Source organism: Methylobacterium sp. NPDC097929, assembly GCF_049543375.1.
Taxonomy (GTDB): Bacteria; Pseudomonadota; Alphaproteobacteria; order Rhizobiales; family Beijerinckiaceae; genus Methylobacterium.
In genome coordinates, this window is record NZ_JBMVEP010000001.1 from 335910 (window position 1) to 353502 (window position 17593).

The following is a 17593-nucleotide window of genomic DNA, read 5'->3' on the forward strand; positions in this document are numbered from 1 at the left end:
GACCGGACGCGCCGCGACGAAACGGTCATCCGAGCCGGACTCGCGCGCTGCCGCGGCTTTTGCCATATACGCCGCACAATCCCCGACAAGTCGCACAGAAGTCGTCAGAGGCCCGATGAGCCCTCTCGCCAATCGCCGTTTCCTGAAGATGCACGGCGCCGGAAATGCCATCGTCGTGCTCGACCTGCGCGGCACGGACCTCCGCGTCACCCCGGTGGAGGCCCGCGCCATCGCGGCGGACCCGCATTCGCAGTTCGACCAGCTCATGGTCGTGCACGATCCGGTCAGCCCGGGCACGGATGCCTTCATGCGCATCTACAACACCGATGGCTCGGAGGCGGGCGCCTGCGGCAACGGCACACGCTGCGTCGCCTACGCCCTGTTCGACGATCCGGCCATGGCGCGTCCCTCCGAGAACGGGCAGCTGACGCTGGAGACGAAGGCGGGGCTCGTCGGCGTGAAGCGGGTGACCGATCGCTCCTTCACCGTCGATATGGGCCAGCCGCGCCTGCGCTGGGACGAGATTCCCCTGGCCGAACCCTTCCCGGATACCCGCCGCATCGAGCTGCAGGTCGGGCCGATCGACGATCCGATCCTGCACTCGCCCGCCGCCGTCAGCATGGGTAACCCGCACGCGATCTTCTTCACGGAGAGCGATCCCGACGCCTACGACCTCGGCCGGATCGGGCCGCTGCTCGAAGCGCACCCGATCTTCCCGGAGCGGGCCAACATCTCCATCGCCCAGGTGACGAGCCGCGACACGATCAAGCTGCGGGTCTGGGAGCGGGGCGCGGGCCTGACGCTGGCCTGCGGCACGGCGGCCTGCGCCACGGTGGTCGCCGCCGCGCGCCTGCGCCTGATCGGCCGTGCGGCCCGGGTGGCGCTGCCCGGCGGCGAACTCTCGATCGAGTGGCGGGCCGACGACCACGTGCTGATGACCGGTCCGGTCTACCTCGAAGGGGAGGGCAGCTTCGCCGCCGAGATCTTTTCCGGGATCGTGCGTTGAGCGTCGAGACGCTCACCTTCGGCTGTCGCCTCAACACCGTCGAGTCGGAGGTTCTGCGCGGCCACGCGGAAGCCGCGGACGGCGGGCGCGACCTCGTCGTCGTCAACACCTGCGCGGTGACCGCGGAGGCCGGGCGGCAGGCGCGCAAGGCGATCCGCCGACTCGCCCGCGAGCGCTCAGGAACCGAGATCGTGGTGACGGGCTGCGGCGCCGAGGTGGAGCGCGCGGCCTATGCCGCGATGCCGGAGGTGACGCGCCTCGTCGGCAACGCGGCCAAGCTGCGGCCGGAGACCTGGCGGACGGGCGCGACGACCGAGCCCGAGGACATCATGGCGGTGCGCGCGGCCGACCCGACCCGCATCGCTGCGATGAACGGGCATACCCGCGCCTTCGTGCCGGTTCAGAACGGCTGCGACCACCGCTGCACCTTCTGCGTCATCCCGTTCGGACGCGGCAACTCCCGCTCCGTCGCCATGGCCGATGTGGTGGCGCAGGTGCGCCGCATCGTCGAGCATGGTGGCCGCGAAGTGGTGCTGACCGGCGTCGATCTCACCGCCTACGGCCGCGACCTCGATCCCGACCTCACCCTGGGCCGGCTCGTGCGTGCCATCCTGGCGGCGGTGCCGGATCTGGTGCGCCTGCGCCTCTCCTCGATCGATTCGGTGGAGGCGGATGCGCAGTTGATCGCCGCCTTCGCCGAGGAGCCGCGGCTGATGCCGCATGTCCACCTCTCACTCCAGGCGGGCGACGACCTGATCCTCAAGCGGATGAAGCGCCGCCATTCCCGCGCCGACGCGATCCGCATCTGTCAGACCTTGCGCGCCCTGCGCCCCGGCCTCGTCTTCGGTGCCGACCTGATCGCCGGCTTCCCCACCGAGACCGAGGCGCAGTTCGCCCGCTCCCTCGACCTCGTGGCGGAGTGTGGACTGACGCATCTCCACGTCTTCCCCTACTCGCCACGGCCCGGCACGCCGGCCGCGCGGATGCCGATGGTGCCGGGCGAGGTGATCCGCGCGCGTGCCGCGCGCCTGCGCGAAGCCGGCGCGGCGGCCCTCGCGCGTCATCTCGACGGCGAGGTCGGCACACGCCGCCGCGTCCTGACCGAGCGGGGCGAGACCGGGCGGACCGAGACGTTCACGCCGGTCCGATTTTCGCAGCCGGTGCCGGCGGGTGAGATTCGGGAGATCACCGTCGCGGGCCATGACGGGCAGGCCCTGCGCGCGGCGTGATCGGGGTTTCGTTCGATACCCTCCGACCCTTGTCCCCCTGACCTCGGCCCCGCCTCGCCGGACCGAGAGCGCAAACGAAAACGGGCGCCTCAAGGAGGCGCCCGCAGATCGTCTCGGGTCGGTGTCCGAGGCTCAGAGACCGCTGAACTTGTAGTTGAAGCCGGCGCGGATCAGGCTGCCCTCGGTGGAGAAGCGCGAGGTGTAGGAGCCGGGCGGGGTCGGACCGGTCTGGTTGACCAGCACGTTGCGGCTGCCGAGATCGTAGCGGATGTACTCTGCCTTGATCGTCACGTCGGACTTGATGCCAAGCCAGCGGCCGACCGAGAAGTAGTTCAGGAAGCTGTCGACCGGGATCGCGTACTCGATGCCGCCGCCGTAGTTGTAGCCGGTTTCGAAGATCTTGCGACCGCCGCCGGTGTACTGCAGGACGGTGGCGCCCGGGTTGAAGAAGTCCGCACCGTAGCTGACGTGGCCGAAGGCGAGACCGCCGGTGCCGTAGACGAAGAACCGGTCGAAGGCGTAGCCGAGCTTGCCGTTGACGGTGCCGAGGAAGTCGAGGTTCTGCGTGTAGACGCTGGCATTGCCGACGGTGGGGTTCGGCGCGCCGTAGAAGCCCGTGCGCTTGTCGAGGTCGAGCCAGGTGGCGTCGAAGGCCAGACCGGCCACGAAGCCGCCGCCCGGCGTGAACTGATGATTGTAACCGAAGCCGCCGCCGATGCGGGAGAAGCCATCGACCTCGCTCTTGAGGGAGGCGGGGCGACGGGCGAGCCGCACGTTGCTGTCGGTGAAGGCGTCGTTGCCGCGGGTCTGGATGTTCGGGTTGTCGGTGAACGCGTAGCCCGTGTGCAGGCCGGCGTAGAAGCCAGTCCAGGTGAAGACCGGGACGGGTGCGAAGGCGATCGGCGGAGCCTCGCGGCGGGGCAGATCGGCAGCGAGCGCGGCGGTGCTCAGGAGCGCCGCGGTGCTGCCCAGGAGGAGAGCTCTGATCACGATGGGGGTCGCCTTCGGGTAACGCTGATTTCGAAGACGAAGCTACCAGCGGTAAGGCCAAGCTGCCTATGACTTTCCAGCAACACGCGCCTCGGATAACGTCTGAGTTGCGTTGGTGAACGTTTAAACGCTCAGATCAAGGAAAGTTGAACAGCAGAAAATCGGGAGCGAAAGGAAAAGTTCCCATTTCCCGATGAGCGTTGAAATGCGCCGCTGCTTCGGCCTTGACCTCTCGGTGCGGGGAATGCTTGTGGCCCGCAAGCCCCCGTCCGGCCAGCGGCGCGCCCGATCGCGCCGCTCATTTGCCGGGCCGTTCCCGCCCGCGACCCTTCGCGACAATGCGGGTCCAGCGGGTGTGATGGAGGCTGAATTGAAGCGCTCGCGCCGCACCAAGATCGTCGCCACTCTCGGCCCGGCATCCGACACGCCGGAGATGATCGAGAAGCTGTTCCACGCCGGTGCGGACGTGTTCCGCATCAATATGAGCCATCTGGCCCGCGAGAAGCTTCCCGAGCGGATCGAGGTGATCCGCACCATCGAGCGCGAAGCCAAGCGTCCCATCGGCATCCTCGTCGATCTCCAGGGGCCGAAGCTGCGGCTCGGCACCTTCGAGGGCGATCAGGCGATCCTGCAGAACGGCCAGACCTTCGTGCTCGATTCGGACCCGACCCCGGGCAACGCGGATCGCGTCTACCTGCCCCATCCCGAGATCCTGATCGCCCTGGAGCCCGACCACGACATCCTGATCGACGACGGCAAGCTGCGCCTCGTCGTGACGGAGGTGAGCGAGGGCCGGGCGGTCACCCGCGTCGAGGTCGGCGGCCGCATCTCGAATCGCAAGGGCGTGTCCCTGCCCCATACGGTGCTGCCGCTGCCGGCCATGACCGAGAAGGACCGCGGCGACCTGGAGGCCGGCCTCGCGGCCGGGGCCGACTGGATCGCCGTCTCCTTCGTCCAGCGCCCGGAGGACGTGGCCGAGGTGAAGAAGGTCGCGGCCGGCCGCGCCCTGGTCATGGCCAAGATCGAGAAGCCGCAAGCGCTGTCGCGCCTCGACGAGATCATCGAGATCTCGGACGGCATCATGGTCGCGCGCGGCGATCTGGGCGTCGAGATGCCCCTGGAGCAGGTGCCGGGCGTGCAGAAGCGGATCACCCGCAGCGCGCGCCGGCTCGGCAAGCCCGTCGTCGTGGCGACGCAGATGCTCGAATCGATGATCACCGCGCCGGTCCCGACCCGCGCCGAGGTCTCGGACGTGGCCACCGCCGTCTACGAGGGCGCGGACGCTGTGATGCTCTCGGCCGAGAGCGCCGCCGGTCAGTTCCCGACCGAGGCCATCGCCACGATGAACCGCATCGCCGAGCAGGTGGAGCGCGACGCGCTCTACTGGTCGATCCTGATGGCGCAGCGCTCCGAGCCGGAGCCGACCGCCTCCGATGCCATCGCCGCGGCGGCCCACCAGATCGTCGACGCCCTCGGGCTCCGCTCGATCATGGCCTGGACCCATTCCGGCTCGACGGTGCAGCGCCTCGCCCGCGCGCGGCCCAACGCCAGCGTCATCGCCCTCACGCCGAAGCGCGAGACGGCGCGGCGGCTGACCATGGTCTGGGGGGCGCATCCGATCGTCACCAAGGATGCGAGCGACGTGGATGACATGGCCTTCCGCGCCGGGAAATTCGCCGTGCGCGAGCGCTTCGCCGAGATCGGGGACCGGATCATCGTCGTGGCCGGCGTGCCCTTCGGCATTCCGGGCGCCACCAACATGGTGCGCATCGCCTTCATCACCCGCGAGCACGCCGAGCGGGCCTGAGGTCGGGCTTTACGGCGAGGGTGTTCCCGCCCTCGCCACCGTCTCCGACAATGCCTCGATCTCGCGGACGAGGGCGTCGGGGGCGGTGTAGGTCAGCATATGGCCCCGCCCCGGCAGCACGACGCGCCGGACCTCGGGAAGCGCCCGGCTGAGCGGATCGGCCTGCAGCCTCGTGACGACGATCGGGTCGGCATCGCCCGCAACGATCACGCTCGGCAGCCGGAGCGTCCCGTAATTTGGCGCCTGCTCCGCCAGCGCCGCCGGCAATCCGGCCAGATCCTGGATGTTGGCGAGCGCCGGCCCCGGCCGCAGGATCAGCGGCGCGCGACTCGCCTCGGCATAGTGCTCCACCGGGTGCTCGGGCCGGAACACGCGCTTCTCGACATTCGGGAAGACGCTGAGCCCGACGGGCACCGCGACGGTCCGGGTCAGCAGCCACGTGACGGGGGGATGGAGCGCAAACCGCACCCACCAGGGCAGCGACATGGGCGGGAGCGGCATCGCCACCGGCGCGATCAGCACGAGGCCCGCGACCTGCTCCGGCCGGTCGAGCCCCATGCGTAGGGCGAGCGCACCGGACCAGGAATGGCCCGCGAGGACTACCCGACCGGCGCCGATCCGCTCCAGAGCCTGCCCCAGCGCCCGGCCCTGGAAGGCCGGCGTAGCGGCTTGCGCGCCGGCGAGCCTGTCGCTGTTGCCGTAGCCCGGCCGGTCGAAGGCGATGACGCGAAAGCCCGCGCGGGCGAGATGCCGCCCGAACCCCTCCATCGGATCGAAGGCATTGCCGCCCGCGCCGTGGAGCAGGACGACCGTCCCCCGCGCGCCCTCTCCCGGCCCGTCCTCGAGATAGGCGATTCGGCCGCCCTCGACCGCCACGCTGCGGTCGGCCCCCGGGTAGCGCGCCTCGACGCGCCAAGCGATCAGCCGCGTCGCGACCGCCGCGCCGACGAGCGCCAACGCGGCGAGTCCCGCGGCGGCGGCGAGAAAGCCCAAGGAGAACTTCAGGAGATCGGCGAGAAGGGACACCGGCAGCGACCTCAGAGGTCGCGACCGTCGACCTCGGGCCTCAGGCGCTCGATCGCCTTCTTGAGCACGTCCCATTGCGGGTAGAGCGCCTCGGCCCGGCGGAAGGCGTCGAGGGCGCGGCCCTTGTCGTCCTGCGCGAGGTAGAGCTTGCCCAAGGCGGCCCAGGCCTCGAAATGGCGCGGCTCCAGCACCAGGGCCCGCTGCAGGTCGGCGATGGCGTTCGACGTGTCGGAGAGCCGCCAGAACAGGGTAGCGCGCCGGCTCCAGCCCTCGGACCAGTTCGGCTCCAGGGCAACCGCGCGATCCATCAGCTCGACGGCGAGCGGAAGCTCGTTGCCGCTCATCGCCTGCCGGGCACGATCGGAGAGAAGGTCGGCGGTCGCGCTGCCGGAGCGGCCGAGACGCCGCTCGATCAAGGTCGCGATGGCCTTCGCCTCGGCCTCGTCGCCCGCCCCCTTGAGGCGGGTGTAGAGTTCATCGAGGCTAACGGGCGGATGCGGCTTGCGCTCCTTCTCCGTCCGTTCCTTGCCGGCGGCCAGAGCCGGCGCGACGCCCGCTGCAGCCCCGGTGAACGCGAGGCCGAGCCACAGGGCGGTCAGAAGGGGGTATCGACGAGCGTCCATGCCTCGGAGCTTCCACCCCGAACCCGGCCCTCGTCAACGCGCCGCGGTGCCGCGCGGGCGCGGCACCGGCGAGGCTTCAGCCCTGGCGGGCCTTGAAGCGCTTCTGGGTCTTGTTGATGACGTAGACGCGGCCCTTGCGGCGGACGAGCTGGTTGTCGCGGTGACGGGCGCGCAGGGATTTGAGGGAGTTGCGAATCTTCATCGGTCTCACATCGGCACGGAGTCGAGACCGGCCGCCTGCTGTTCAAGGTGTCTCGAAGGGACGGAGCGCCGCGAGGGCACTCCGGCGATGACGTCAATGACATCGCGGGGAGGCGGTCGCCTTATCAGACAACCCCCGTCCGAGGCAAGAAGCCGCGCGGGCTCAGCGCTCCTTCCAGGCCTTGGCGATCTGATCGGTCAGGGGCTTGGTGAGGTAGGACAGCACCGAGCGCTCGCCGATCTGGGTGTAGGCCTCCACCGGCATGCCCGGCACGAGGCGCAGACCCTTCAGGTGATTCTTCTCGTCGTCCCGGATGCGGATGCGCGCGGTGTAGTAGGCCATGCCGGTCTTGGCGTCCTGGGTCACGTCGGCCGAGACCCGCACCACCTCCCCGTCGATCTCCGGCGTCGTACGGGTGTTGAAGGCGGGAAAGCGCAGGACCGCCTTCTGGCCGACCCGGACGTTGTCGATGTCCTGCGGCTGCACCCGCACTTCCACCAGCAACTGGTCGGCCGCGGGCACGATCAGCATGGCCGGCTCGCTCGGGGTCACGAGGCCGCCCACCGTGTGCACGCTCATCTGGTGCACGAAGCCGTCCTGCGGCGCGCGCAGATCGACCCGCTTGAGCTGATCCTCGGCCGCCACGCGCTTCTCGCGCAGCTCCGACCACTTGGCCCGGATCTCGGCCAGATCCTTGCCGACCTCGCTGCGCATCTCGCCGTCGATCTGGATGATCTGCAGCTCGGTCTCGGCGATCTTGCCCCGGGCCGAGGCGGTGGAGGCGATGAGCTGGCCGCGCTCGCCCTCCAGCCGGGCGGCGTCGCGCTCCAGGGCGGTGACGCGGGAGAGCGGCACGAGGTTCTTGGCGTAGAGGTCGCGCACGCCCTTCAGTTCGTGCCCGATCAGGGTGATCTCGCGATTCTTCGCCTCCGCCTGCTCGGAGAGGCCGGCGATCTCCTGGCGCAGCTGCTCGACCCGCTCGCGCAGCTGCGCCTTCTGGCCCTCGCGGCTGGCGACGCGGGCGGCGAACAAGCGCGATTCGCCGTCGATCAGCCGTGCCACCGACGGGTCGTCGTCGATGCGCGCGACGAGTTCGGGCGGGAAGGTGACGACCTTCAGCCCGTCGCGCTCGGCCTCGTCGCGGGCGCGGCGCGCGGAGAGTTCGTCCAGGGCCTTCAGCACGATGTCGAGGTTGGCCCGGGTCTGGGTCTCGTCGAGGCGGATCAGCACGTCGCCGGCCGCGACCCGCTGGCCCTCGCGGGCGAGCAACTCGCCGACGACGCCGCCGGTGGGGTGCTGCACCTTCTTCACGTCGGTCTCGACCACGAGCTGGCCCGGGGCGATCACGGCGGCCGCGATGTCGGTGAAGGTGGCCCAGCCGCCGACGCCGAGGACGAGGGCGGCCGAGAGGCCGACGGCCAGGGCGAGGTGGCGCCGGATCGAGCCGTGGGCGGTGGGCCGCGGCAGGGCGGGTTCGAGGGCGGACAGGGGCGCGAGGCTCGAGGACATCACGCGCTCTCCTGCAGGGCCGTTCCGGCCGTCGTCTGTGCCGGCACCGGGACCGGAGCGGGCGCCGGGCGCAGCACGCGCTTGAGGATCTCGTCCTTGGGTCCGAAGGCCTGGGCGCGCCCGTCGGCCATCATCAGGATCAGGTCGAGAGCGGCCAGGGCGCTCGGCCGGTGGGCGACGACCACGCAGATGCCGCCGCGGCGGCGCACCCCGGCGATGGCCTGGGTCAGCGCGTTCTCGCCCTCGCTGTCGAGGTTGGCGTTGGGCTCGTCGAGCACCACCAGGAAGGGATCGCGGTAGAGGGCGCGGGCAAGGCCGATGCGCTGGCGCTGGCCCGCCGACAGCCCGCTGCCGCCCTCGCCGATTCGGGTGTCGTAGCCTTCCGGCAGGCGCAGGATCAGCTCGTGCACGCCGGCCGCGCGGGCGGCGGCGATGACCGCCTCGGAGGGGGCGCCCGGCTCGAAGCGGGCGATGTTCTCGGCCACCGTGCCGGCGAAGAGCTCGACCTCCTGCGGCAGGAAGCCGATATGCGCGCCCAGATCCGTGCTCGACCATTGATCGAGCGCCGCCCCGTCGAAGCGGACTTTTCCGCGCACGGGCGGCCAGACGCCGACGAGCGCCCGCACCAGCGAGGACTTGCCCGAGGCCGAGGGGCCGATGATCCCGAGCCCCTGTCCGGCCTTGAGGCCGAAGCTGACGTCCTGCACCACGAGGCGCGGCGTACCGGGCGGAGCGATGCTCGCCCCCTCCACGGTGATCGCGTCGCGCGGTGCCGGAAGGGCGTGCGGCTGCGCCTCCGGCGGCATCCGCGCCAGCAGGCCCGAGAGGCGGTGCCAGCTCTGGCGCGCGGCCACGAAGCCCTTCCAGTTGGCGATGGTCATCTCCGCCGGGGCCAGCGCCCGCGAGACGAGGATGGAGCTGGCGATGATGACGCCGGCGGTCGCCTCGTTGTGGATCACCAGCCAGGCGCCGAGCGCCAGCACCCCCGATTGCAGCGCCATGCGGAAGACCTTGGAGCCCGCGCCGTAGCCGCCGCCGACATCGGAGACGGTCTGGTGAGCCGCCCGGTAGTCGCGGTTGGCCAGCGCCCAGCGGGCGGCGAGGCGCTGCTGCATGCCCATGGCCGTGAGCACCTCGGCGTTGCGGCGGCCGGCCTCGGCGAGCCCGTTGCGGCGCATGCCGTGGCCGGTGGCGGCCTGGGTCGGTCCCTTGCTGGCGCTGTCGGTGAGGAAGGTGAGCGCGCCGAGCACGGCAAGGCCGAGGAGGGCCGCGACGCCGATGAGCGGATGGAACAGGAAGCAGATCGCGAGATAGACCGGCATCCAGGGCAGGTCGAAGAAGGCGGAGGGGCCGGTGCCGGCCAGGAAGGCGCGGATCTGGTCGAGGTCGCGCAGGGGCAGGAGGCCGTCGCCCTGGCTCGTGCCTTTCAGCGGCGCGCGCACGACGAGATCGAAGACGCGCCCGCTCAGGGACTCGTCCAGCGCGGCGCCGATCCGGGCGAGGATGCGGGCGCGGATGGTCTCCAGCACGCCCTGGAAGGCGTAGAGCACGAGGGCGAGCGCGCAGAGGCCGATCAGGGTCGGCACGGAGCGGCTGGGGATCACCCGGTCGTAGACCTCGAGCATGAAGAACGAGCCGGTGAGGTAGAGGACGTTCACGAGGCCGCTCATCAGAGCGACGCCGAGGAAAGCCGACCTGCACTGCGCTAGTGCGGCGGCGATTTCGTTCCGGTCACGCCCGTCGCTCACCCTCGCGTCTCCCCCGAACCTGCATCCGCCCGCTCTTCGGGCCTCCTCATAGCGGCAAACGCGGCCGAGTTTAAGCACATGCGCTGCGTCGACGGGGTTCTGAGCCTGTCATCCGATTGTCATGACATTTGCAAAGCTGATCATCGCAGCGCCGGTGCCCGATGATCAAAATCTTAAGCCGGCATCGTTCTTCACGATGCTCCGATCGAGCCCGCCTGGCCGTGCGGGGAAACCCTGTGACCCTCCCGATATTTTCCCGAGCTTCATAACAATCCGAAGGCGGGCTCCCGTTCGGTCGAGACATTCGATCCCCGGGCCTCTGCGATCGCCCGTCAACGGAAAAGGCCGCCGGGTTGCGGGACCCGACGGCCTTTTTCGAAAGTGGTGTGGCGGGCCGGCGCCCGGTCTATTGCGGCGGCGGTGTCTCCGGGGCGGGCGCATCCGGTGTTGGCGCGGCAGGTGCGGCCAGTTCCGAGGTCACCCGTGTGAGTTCCGGGTAGCTCTCGACGACGTGGGCCCCCGCCAGCGGTTTGCTCTGCCCATTGTGGCAGGTGGTGCAGTTCAGCTTGGGCGCATCCCCGGTGGGGCCGAGACGGTTGGCCGGGAAGGTCGTGGTCAGCGGCTCGATGTAGTCGCCGTTGAGGTCGCGCACCATCCGGATGGCGTGCCAAGCCAGGGTGCGCTGCGGCGTGCTCTGCTCCCAGTTCGAGATCGCCCGGGTGTTGTGGCAGTAGGTGCAGTTCACGCCGAGCGACGAGGACATGTGCATCATCAGGCCGTAGGTCTTCTCCGCCGCCTGGATCGGCTTGCCCTTGCTCTCGGGCAGAGCCGTGGTCGCGTTCACGCGGATCAGGTTTTCGTCGGCGTCCTTCTTGCCGAAGAACTCGGACAGCGTGTCGTAGGGCAGCGAGGCGAGACCGACCGCGGGCGAGGCCATGTTCTGCCCGTTGTTGCGGGCGATGAAGCCGGTCTTGTAGTTCGGTCCCGGATTCTGGAACCAGACGTGCTTGGGCACCGGCTGGCCGCGGTGGCAGGTGTAGCAGTTCACGCCCGCCTCGCCGACGTGGTTGTCCTTCCAGGCGGTGTTGATGTGCTGCACCATCTGGATCATCCGGCGGGCAACCTTCTTCTGGTAGAGGCTGTCGTCGGCCATGTTCTCGGTGTTGTGACAGTAGGTGCAGCCCTGCTCCGGACTGACCCACTCGGTCATCGAGACCATGAGGCGGTTGAACTCCTCGACGCTGACGTCCTTGAGGACTTTCACGTTCTCGTAGACCGCACCGGCCTTCTCGGTCCCGGCCTCGACCGGCTCGGCCGGCGCGGGCGGAACGTTGGCGGCCTTCAGGGCCGCCGCGCCCGACTTGGTCTGGATCTGATCCATGCCCGTGCCGCGGAAACCGTGCTGCTGGGCGAGAATCGGCGGCTTGGTCCAGCCCGCCGTGCCGAATTGGGCGATGGTGAGGAACAGGGCGACGACCGCGCCCGCGACGACGAGCAGGGTCTTCATGGCGTCCCCCCCGGTGTTCCGCCCGGCACGGCCAGCGGATCGGTGATCGGTCCGTAGATCTGCGGATAGGCCGGCGCCACGCCGTGCTTGACCGCCCAGAGGTACCAGTTGTCGACGACCGTACCGGTGAGCAGGATTCCGATCCCGCCGGTCAGCGTCGTCAGCACCGCGAACCACCACGCCCAGCGGTGGACCGATTCCATCGTGGCGTTGAAGCCCATGGTCCAGCGCCAGAACAGGGCGGCGCGCTCGGTGGCGGTGCCGCGATCCACGATCTGGTCGATCTCACGCTCGGCGCCGTAGCGGCTGGTGGCCAGGATCGTGGCCCCGTGCATCGCGAACAGCAGCGTCGACCCGTAGAGGAAGACGATCGAGAGCATGTGGAACGGGTTGTAGAACAGGTTGCCGTAGCGCAGCGAGAAGGCCGCGGTCCAATCGAGGTGGGGGAAGAGGCCGAAGGGCACCGCCTCGCTCCACGAGCCCATCAGCAGGGGGCGGATGAAGCCGAGCACGAGGTAGAGCCAGATCGCCGAGGCGAAGGCCCAGGGCACGTGGGTGCCGAGGCCGAGCGCCCGGGCGCGGCGATACATGCGCACCCACCACAGCAGGATCGAGGCGGTGAGGAAGAAGCCCGCGATCAGCCACCAGCCGCCCTCGTTGAGGGGCGGAAGCACCTTGAGGCCGTATTTCGGCAGGGGCGGCTCCAGCGCCAGCCAGGGGAGCTGGCGCACGAACTGGATCGGGTCCCAGTTCACGCTCGCCCACATGTTGAGGCCGATGATCTCGAAGGCGATCAGGCCGCAGGCGAAGGACAGGGCCCCGAGATAGCCGCCGTAGATCGGACCGACCTGGCTGTTGCCGATGAGACCGAACAGGTAGCTGTTGAAGGGCCGGCCGATGCGGTTGTCGACCGCGACAGGGATGCCGCGTTCCGGTTCGACCGGGCGCACCTGCACCTGGGTGAAGATGTTCTGGTAATAGGCCACGGCGTCTCCCTCCATGGACCTGCGGTTGCCCGAGGTCGCTCGCGCCGTCCTGCGCAGGCCCTCGCGACCGGAGATCGAGTATCCGCGTCAATCCGGCCGGCGCTGCCGTCGGCCGATGCTCCGTGTCAGCGCCACACCGGCAGGTTGAGCCACCAGCCCCACCATTCCGGCCAGCCTTGCGTCCAGAACGGACCCGAGATGACGATGCAGACCGCGCTCCAGAAGCCCGCCGAGAGGGCGAGGAACAGGCCGAGCCGGTGGATGCCCAGCGTGCCGATCGAATAGCCGATCGTGTCGCGGAAATAGGTGTCCTCGTGCTCGGGCGTCTTCACCGTCTCGCCCATGGCCGGATTGGTCGCGGCCAGGATCAGCGAGCCGTGGAGCGCCAGCGCGAAGGTCGTCGTGAAGAAGAAGCTCACGGCGAGCATGTGCGCGGGATTGTAGTGGAAGTGCAGGTACTGGTAGCCGGTGTTCGACACCCAATCGAGATGGCTGAGGATACCGTAGGGGAAGCCGTAGCCCCAGGCGCCCATCAGGAACGGCCGGATCACCACCAGCGCGACGTAGGCGAAGATCGCCACCGAGAACGCGAAGGGCACGTGGTAGCCGATGCCGAGCTTGCGGCAGATCTCGACCTCGCGCAGCGCCCAGGACGAGAAGGCCCCGACGGCGCAGAAGGTGATGATCTGCCACAGGCCCCCTTCCTTCAGGGGCGCGAGCGCCAGACCGTATTTGAGGTCGGGGGGCGCGATGTTGATCTGCCAGATGTTCCAGGTCGGGCCGATCGCGGCACCGTAGAGGATCAGCGCGGTGCCCAGCACCGAGAAGAAGATCGTCGTGACACCGAAGAAGCCGACGTAGAACGGACCCACCCAGAAATCGAACAGATCTCCGCCGATGAGGGTGCCGCCGCGGACCCGGTATTTACGCTCGAAGCTCAGCATCGCCATGGCGGAGGCTCCCGCGAGGAGGAGGAAGATTGCCGGGGGCGGACAGGGGCGCCCGCCCGCGGCAAGACCGGATCTGAGCCGGTCAGCCCGGCATCGTCGGCAGGACGAGGCTGTGGGCGGCGGCGCCGCGCGCGTCCTTCGGGCCTTCCAGCCAGTTGAACCGGTCGGTGCTGAGCAGGATGAAGTGGATCAGCAGCGCCAGGACGAACAGGAAGGTGAAGAGCGCGACGAGGGTCCGCCGCGGATCGAAGAGAAGCCAGATCTTGTGCATCGCGGGTCTCCTCAGCCGATCATCGAGACGAGGCCGGTGGCCGCGTTCGTCACGCCGTCGAGCAGGGCGTAGCCCTTCTCGCCGGGAAGCCAGGGCCGCCACAGCCAGACGAGGATGTGGGCGACCACGGCGATTGCCGTGAAGATGATGAAGCTCGTCAGGAAGATCGCGTGAAATTCCTTGGCTTCGGGTTCCGTCAGCCCGGACAGGCTGCTCGGTCTCTCGGTTGTCACTCCGTTGGCCATCGATCGAACCTCCGCTGTTAGGCCGCGCAGCTGGCGCGGCGGGTGGCGCCGTGACTCGATGACATCACGGCGCAGGGTCCCCCGTGGCACCGCACGGAAGTTCTTGAGACGTTGCCGCTTCGTCCCGAACGGCGGTGGCCGTCCACTGGGAAGGGACGCTGCGAAACCGGTCGTTATCCCATGAAGGCGAAGGGGATCGCCGACACCGCCATCGCCTTGGCCTCGCCGAAGACCGAGCGGCGCACGGGCGGCAGGCCGCGCCGGGGCGCGCTCCCCGCCGGCAGCAGGCGCTGCGCCAGGGCGGCGGCCAGGAAGAACGGGTAGGTCGCGGCCAGGATGATCCTGAACTGAAGCGCCTCGCTGTGCAGGCGCGACGACGCGGGCATCGATCGTTGCAGGGCAACTCTCATGACGGCTCTCTCCGCAGGCTGTCCGGGGCCAAGAGGCACCGAGGGGTGAAGGGGCACCGAGGGGTGAAGGGGATGGAGGGCCGCGCTCATGCCGCGGCTCCCAGGCTGAGATCGGCCTGCGCCCGCTCGACATGGGCGGCGGCGACGCGGGACGCGGTGTCCCGCCGCGCCGCGCGCTCGGCGGCATCGCGCAGGCGCTTGGCGGCCGAGATGCGGGTCAGAACCGGATGCGCTTCGACGAGGCTGTCGAGGCGGGCGCGGGCGGCCTCGTCCCAGGGCAGCTCGCGATGCGTACGGGCGGGGGTGGCCTCCACCGCATCCATGTCGCGGGCGAGCGGCAGGATGTGGAAGAGCATGTCGAACAGGGCGTTGCAGACTTCCTGAACGAGGTAGGTCGCGCCCGCGTAGCCCATGAAAGGCGTGCCGGTGTGCCGCCGGATGATCGCCCCGGGGAACGAGGCGGGGACGTAGGCCGCGCGGCCGCCGGTCTCGGCGAGGTACATGCGCTCGTTGAAGGAGCCGAACAGCACGAGCGGCGGGTTGGCCCGGATCGCCTCGCGCACGGCCGTGTTGTCGGGCTTCTGGCCGGCGGTTCGCGCGAAGGCGAAGTGGCAGGGCAGGCCCATCTCCTCTTCGAGGAAGTGGCGCACGCCGCGGGCGTAGGTCTCGGTCGCGACGATGCCGAAGCTGGCGGTCGCGAAGAAGTCCTGCGTCACCGAGCGCCAGAGGTCCCAGACCGGCTTGATCGTGGTGTGGCGCTCGCGCTCGATGAAGGGCTCGGGATCGAGACCGAGGATCTCGCCGAGCGAGCGGAGGAACTTGGTGGTCGAGAGCAGCCCGATCGGCGCCTGGAGATAGGGCCGTTCCAGGCTCTCGCAGAGCAGACGTCCGAACTCGCGGTAGAGACAGATATTCGCGTCCGCGTTCACGAGCTTGGGCACGTCGGCCAGATGCGCGCCGAGCGGGAAGGTGAGGTTCACCTCGGCCCCGATGCCCTCCACGAGGCGGCGGATCTCGGCCAGATCCGAGGCCATGTTGAAGGTGCCGTAGGCCGGGCCGACGATGTTGACCCGCGGCCGCTCGCCCGGCTTGCGCTCGGGCCGGGCCGGAATGCCCTTCTTGGCGAAGCGCCGGGCGCCGTATTCCTGCCAGAGCCAGCTCATCGCCCGGTCGGCGGATTGCCACTGGTCCTCGTCGATGGTGCGCGGCAGGAAGCGCTGGAGCCCCGTGCCCTCGGGCGTGACGCCACCGCCGATCATCTCGGCGATGGAGCCCGTCACCACGACGCTCGGCTGGCCCGGATCAAGCGTGCCGTGCGCCCGCTTCATCGCGCCTTCGGTGCCGTGGCGGCCGAGTTCCTCCTCCGCCAGCCCCGTGACCACGATGGGCAGTTCGTGGGGCGGCAGCGCGTCGGTGTAGTGCAGGACCGAGGTGACCGGCAGGTTCTCGCAGCCGACGGGGCCGTCGATGACGACCTGCAGCCCCTTGATCGCCGTGAAGACGTAGACCGCCCCCCAGTAGCCGCCGGCGCGATCGTGATCGAGGACGAGCATCACGCCATCTCCCCGATCGGTTTTTCGGGAGCCTGCACTTTCGGCGCGGCCTTCGCACGCGGCACCTCCTGCCAGATTCCGGAGGCGTGGCCGGTGCCGACGCCCTCGAAGAAGGCCCGCATCGCATCGAAGCGCGGGCGGTTGGCGAGCGCGGCGTTGACGATCCGGGCCAGCGAACCGGCCCCGGCCGCGCCCATCAGGGGCCGGGCCGAGATGAGGTTGGTGAAGTACAGGGCCGGCGTACCGGCTTCCTTGGCCCGCTGCACCACCGGCGTGGTGCCGATGGCGAGATCCGGCCGGTATTCGTGGAAGGCGGCCAGATCGTCCTCGAGCGAGGCGCGGTAGCGGATCGGAACGCCGCGCTCCTCCAGCCAGACCCGATCGGGCTCCGACCAGGGCGTGCGCGGACAGGCGGTGCCGACATAGGCCACTTCGGCGCCGCTCTCGACGAGCAGGCGCGCGACCAGAAGCTCCGAACCCTCGTAGCCGGAGAGCGTGATGCGCCCGCGGATCGGCGCGGCGCCCAGGGCGCCGCGAATCGCCGGCAGCAGCCGGTTCTGGGCTGCCGCGACCGTCTCCCGCTTCACGTCGCAGGCGTTGCCGATCGCCGCGAGCCAGTCGGCGGTGCCGTCGTGGCCGACGGGGGCGGAGCCCACCACCGGCCGCCCGGCCGCCTCGAACTCGCGCACGCTCGCGGTGTAGAACGGGTGGATCGCCGCCACGGCCGCGGCGTCGAGTGCACCGTAGAGTTCCCGCCATTCCCGCGTCGGAACCACGGGGCCTGCGGCGAGGCCGAGCGGTTCGAGCAGGCCGCCGATCACCACGGGGTCGGCTGGGAACATCTCGCCGAGCAGGGCCACGGCCGGACGCTCCGAGCGTCCGCCGCGGGGCGCCTGGACCGGGCCGTGCTCGGCCTCGCGCCGGGCGAAGGCCAGCATGGCGCCGGCCAGCACGTCCTTGGCCTCGGCATGGGTCGGCACGCCGAAGCCCGGCACGTCGATGCCGATGACGCGAACCCCATCGATCTCCTTCGGCAGCAGCCGCAGCGGCACGCCGGAGGCGGTCGGAACACAGAGATTGATGACGACGATGGCGTCGTAGGCCTCGGGCCGGGCGGAGGCGTGGACCGCCTCGCGGATGTCCTCGAACAGCTTGCCGGTGACCAGGGTCTCGGAATTGAATGGAACGTAGCCGACGCTGCGGCGCGCGCCGTAGAAATGCGAGGTGAAGGTCAGGCCGTAGACGCAGCAGGCGGAGCCCGAGAGGATCGTCATCGTGCGCCGCATGCGCAGGCCCACGCGGAGCGAACCGAAGGCGGGGCACATGCTCTGCGGCTGGTCGTGGGGGCCGGCCGGATAGTCCGCCTTCAGCTGCGCGAGCGTCTCGGACATCCCGGCGGCCTCGGCCGCGGCCCGCATCGCGTCTTTGCCAGCGTGGCAGCCGAGGCCGTCGCCCTGGGTGGCGGCGAGATTGACCGGCTCCGCCGGGCGGCGGGCGCGAAGGTCGGCGATGTCGAGCGCGACGGCCATGC

17 protein-coding genes are annotated in these 17593 nt (G+C 69.9%); 3 read left to right on the forward strand and 14 right to left on the reverse strand.

What is annotated here, in order from left to right:
• Positions 1-115 precede the first annotated feature (115 nt).
• Both dapF and mtaB read left to right on the forward strand, forming a co-directional pair.
• Complete coding sequence (gene dapF, locus ACPCJR_RS01550) at positions 116-1006, forward strand: diaminopimelate epimerase (protein ID WP_391511010.1); 891 nt, start codon at positions 116-118, stop codon at positions 1004-1006.
• Positions 1003-2235 (forward strand): tRNA (N(6)-L-threonylcarbamoyladenosine(37)-C(2))-methylthiotransferase MtaB, encoded by a 1233-nt coding sequence (gene mtaB, locus ACPCJR_RS01555; protein WP_391511009.1) that lies wholly within the window; start codon positions 1003-1005, stop codon positions 2233-2235. The genes dapF and mtaB overlap by 4 nt, the downstream gene beginning before the upstream one ends.
• A 132-nt stretch (positions 2236-2367) precedes the next feature.
• Here mtaB and ACPCJR_RS01560 read toward each other — a convergent pair whose 3' ends face one another.
• Complete coding sequence (locus ACPCJR_RS01560; protein WP_391511008.1) at positions 2368-3225, reverse strand: outer membrane protein; 858 nt, start codon at positions 3223-3225, stop codon at positions 2368-2370.
• 370 nt (positions 3226-3595) lie between these two features.
• Between ACPCJR_RS01560 and pyk the strand changes: the two genes are divergently transcribed.
• A complete protein-coding gene (gene pyk / locus ACPCJR_RS01565; RefSeq protein WP_391511007.1) occupies positions 3596-5032 on the forward strand; it encodes a pyruvate kinase in 1437 nt (478 codons plus the stop codon).
• A gap of 9 nt (positions 5033-5041) precedes the next feature.
• Here pyk and ACPCJR_RS01570 read toward each other — a convergent pair whose 3' ends face one another.
• The 13 genes from ACPCJR_RS01570 to bchY all read right to left on the reverse strand — a co-directional run bounded on the left by ACPCJR_RS01570 (position 5042) and on the right by bchY (position 17591).
• Entirely contained in the window at positions 5042-6058 is a 1017-nt protein-coding gene (locus ACPCJR_RS01570) for an alpha/beta fold hydrolase (protein WP_391511006.1), read from the reverse strand.
• Positions 6059-6069: 11 nt separating this feature from the next.
• The gene (locus ACPCJR_RS01575; protein WP_391511005.1) at positions 6070-6681 is read right to left on the reverse strand and encodes a tetratricopeptide repeat protein; all 612 of its coding nucleotides are present in this window, start codon (positions 6679-6681) and stop codon (positions 6070-6072) included.
• Between the two features lie 76 nt (positions 6682-6757).
• The gene (gene ykgO / locus ACPCJR_RS01580) at positions 6758-6883 is read right to left on the reverse strand and encodes a type B 50S ribosomal protein L36 (RefSeq protein ID WP_017486015.1); all 126 of its coding nucleotides are present in this window, start codon (positions 6881-6883) and stop codon (positions 6758-6760) included.
• 162 nt (positions 6884-7045) lie between these two features.
• Entirely contained in the window at positions 7046-8392 is a 1347-nt protein-coding gene (locus ACPCJR_RS01585) for an HlyD family type I secretion periplasmic adaptor subunit (RefSeq protein ID WP_391511004.1), read from the reverse strand.
• Positions 8392-10062 carry a type I secretion system permease/ATPase gene (locus tag ACPCJR_RS01590; protein ID WP_391516786.1) on the reverse strand — a complete coding sequence of 557 codons (1671 nt, stop codon included), beginning with the start codon at positions 10060-10062 and terminating at the stop codon, positions 8392-8394. Before ACPCJR_RS01590 ends, ACPCJR_RS01585 begins: the two co-directional genes overlap by 1 nt.
• Positions 10063-10546: 484 nt before the next feature.
• A complete protein-coding gene (gene pufC, locus ACPCJR_RS01595; RefSeq protein WP_391511002.1) occupies positions 10547-11647 on the reverse strand; it encodes a photosynthetic reaction center cytochrome PufC in 1101 nt (366 codons plus the stop codon).
• The gene (gene pufM, locus ACPCJR_RS01600; protein WP_391511221.1) at positions 11644-12633 is read right to left on the reverse strand and encodes a photosynthetic reaction center subunit M; all 990 of its coding nucleotides are present in this window, start codon (positions 12631-12633) and stop codon (positions 11644-11646) included. The genes pufC and pufM overlap by 4 nt, the downstream gene beginning before the upstream one ends.
• 125 nt (positions 12634-12758) lie before the next feature.
• Positions 12759-13583, reverse strand: a complete 825-nt coding sequence (gene pufL / locus ACPCJR_RS01605) for a photosynthetic reaction center subunit L (RefSeq protein WP_391511001.1) — start codon at positions 13581-13583, stop codon at positions 12759-12761.
• Positions 13584-13665: 82 nt separating this feature from the next.
• Entirely contained in the window at positions 13666-13854 is a 189-nt protein-coding gene (gene pufA, locus ACPCJR_RS01610; RefSeq protein ID WP_391511000.1) for a light-harvesting antenna LH1, alpha subunit, read from the reverse strand.
• Positions 13855-13865: 11 nt separating this feature from the next.
• A complete protein-coding gene (pufB, locus tag ACPCJR_RS01615; RefSeq protein WP_110350075.1) occupies positions 13866-14099 on the reverse strand; it encodes a light-harvesting antenna LH1, beta subunit in 234 nt (77 codons plus the stop codon).
• Between the two features lie 173 nt (positions 14100-14272).
• Positions 14273-14509 carry a hypothetical protein gene (locus tag ACPCJR_RS01620; RefSeq protein ID WP_110350074.1) on the reverse strand — a complete coding sequence of 79 codons (237 nt, stop codon included), beginning with the start codon at positions 14507-14509 and terminating at the stop codon, positions 14273-14275.
• A gap of 86 nt (positions 14510-14595) precedes the next feature.
• Complete coding sequence (gene bchZ, locus ACPCJR_RS01625; RefSeq protein ID WP_391510999.1) at positions 14596-16062, reverse strand: chlorophyllide a reductase subunit Z; 1467 nt, start codon at positions 16060-16062, stop codon at positions 14596-14598.
• A complete protein-coding gene (gene bchY, locus ACPCJR_RS01630; protein WP_391510998.1) occupies positions 16062-17591 on the reverse strand; it encodes a chlorophyllide a reductase subunit Y in 1530 nt (509 codons plus the stop codon). Before bchY ends, bchZ begins: the two co-directional genes overlap by 1 nt.
• Positions 17592-17593 lie beyond the last annotated feature (2 nt).

Coding starts and splice junctions, on each gene's coding strand:
- pufA (WP_391511000.1), bottom strand. CDS start 13,854: ATGCACAAGATCTGGCTTCTCTTCGATCCGCGGCGGACCCTCGTCGCG.
- ACPCJR_RS01620 (WP_110350074.1), bottom strand. CDS start 14,509: ATGAGAGTTGCCCTGCAACGATCGATGCCCGCGTCGTCGCGCCTGCAC.
- dapF (WP_391511010.1), top strand. CDS start 116: ATGAGCCCTCTCGCCAATCGCCGTTTCCTGAAGATGCACGGCGCCGGA.
- ACPCJR_RS01590 (WP_391516786.1), bottom strand. CDS start 10,062: ATGAGCGGCCTCGTGAACGTCCTCTACCTCACCGGCTCGTTCTTCATG.
- ACPCJR_RS01575 (WP_391511005.1), bottom strand. CDS start 6,681: ATGGACGCTCGTCGATACCCCCTTCTGACCGCCCTGTGGCTCGGCCTC.
- bchY (WP_391510998.1), bottom strand. CDS start 17,591: ATGGCCGTCGCGCTCGACATCGCCGACCTTCGCGCCCGCCGCCCGGCG.
- bchZ (WP_391510999.1), bottom strand. CDS start 16,062: ATGCTCGTCCTCGATCACGATCGCGCCGGCGGCTACTGGGGGGCGGTC.
- ACPCJR_RS01585 (WP_391511004.1), bottom strand. CDS start 8,392: ATGTCCTCGAGCCTCGCGCCCCTGTCCGCCCTCGAACCCGCCCTGCCG.
- ykgO (WP_017486015.1), bottom strand. CDS start 6,883: ATGAAGATTCGCAACTCCCTCAAATCCCTGCGCGCCCGTCACCGCGAC.
- pufB (WP_110350075.1), bottom strand. CDS start 14,099: ATGGCCAACGGAGTGACAACCGAGAGACCGAGCAGCCTGTCCGGGCTG.
- pufC (WP_391511002.1), bottom strand. CDS start 11,647: ATGAAGACCCTGCTCGTCGTCGCGGGCGCGGTCGTCGCCCTGTTCCTC.
- pufL (WP_391511001.1), bottom strand. CDS start 13,583: ATGGCGATGCTGAGCTTCGAGCGTAAATACCGGGTCCGCGGCGGCACC.